This window comes from Celeribacter marinus (assembly GCF_965656515.1).
GTDB classification, from domain to species: domain Bacteria; phylum Pseudomonadota; class Alphaproteobacteria; order Rhodobacterales; family Rhodobacteraceae; genus Celeribacter; species Celeribacter marinus_D.
On record NZ_CBFHKW010000131.1, the window covers coordinates 1 to 1,021 of the forward strand.

Annotated in this window: 2 protein-coding genes; both read right to left on the minus strand. The window is 54.2% G+C overall.

Going from position 1 to position 1,021, the window contains the following annotated elements:
• Window positions 1-293 (minus strand): non-canonical purine NTP pyrophosphatase (locus ACTG34_RS13855; RefSeq protein ID WP_439105448.1); only part of this gene is annotated, 293 nt, incomplete at its 3' end.
• The gene (rph, locus tag ACTG34_RS13860) at window positions 290-1,006 is read right to left on the minus strand and encodes a ribonuclease PH (RefSeq protein WP_062221088.1); all 717 of its coding nucleotides are present in this window, start codon (window positions 1,004-1,006) and stop codon (window positions 290-292) included. The genes ACTG34_RS13855 and rph, both read right to left, overlap by 4 nt.
• Window positions 1,007-1,021 lie beyond the last annotated feature (15 nt).

A 1,021-nucleotide genomic window follows, 5' to 3' on the forward strand; every position in this document is an offset into this window, starting at 1 on the left:
TTTGCCGTTTCTGCCCAGTCGGCAGTATAAACGCCCGGTGCGCCGTCAAGTGCATCGACCATAATCCCGCTATCATCGGATAACGCTGGAAGCCCTGACTTTTGGGCGGCGTAGTGTGCCTTTATTCGAGCATTACCTGCAAAAGTATCTTCGGTTTCTTCAGGCTCATCGAACCCTAGATCGCCTGCAGATATGACTTCGACGCCAAACGGCGCGAGGAGTGCCCCTATCTCACGCAATTTGCCCGCGTTGTGTGAGGCGAGTACAAGCTTATCACCGTCGAACAGTCTCATCCGGAAATGGCCGCATTCTGAGCGGCTACCAATTCCGAGATACCCTTATCAGCAAGGTCGAGGAGTTCGCTAAGCTGCGCACGTGAATATGTTGATCCTTCGGCACTCATCTGCGTTTCGACCATTTGGCCGTTGGCTAGCATGATGAAATTCCCATCAACACCCGCTTCGGAATCTTCGGGGTAGTCGAGGTCGAGAACGGGCTGACCTGCGTAGATACCGCATGAGATTGCAGCAACGTTAGAGATGAGCGGGTCAGTCGTAATGTCCCCTGCTTTGATCAACTTATTGACTGCAAGCCTAAGAGCAACCCAACCACCGGTGATGGCGGCGCAACGCGTTCCTCCATCGGCCTGAATGACATCACAATCGACTGTGATCTGACGCTCACCAAGGGCGACGCGATCAACGCCAGCGCGCAACGAGCGGCCAATGAGGCGTTGAATTTCGATAGTACGTCCACCTTGTTTGCCGGCGGTGGCTTCGCGGCGCATGCGCGACGATGTGGAGCGCGGCAGCATGCCATATTCTGCTGTCACCCAACCTTGGCCCGAATTGCGCATAAATGGCGGGACGCGTGGTTCTAGGGTCGCTGTACATAGGACATGCGTATCGCCGCATCGGATCATGCATGAACCCTCAGCGTGTTTTGTTACGCCTGTTTCGATAGAAATCGAACGCATTTCATCAAGCTTTCGTCCAGAAGGTCGCATGATCATTCCTTTTTG

Excerpts from the sequence above, each read along its gene's own strand:
- rph (WP_062221088.1), bottom strand. The coding sequence starts at position 1,006 with ATGCGACCTTCTGGACGAAAGCTTGATGAAATGCGTTCGATTTCTATC.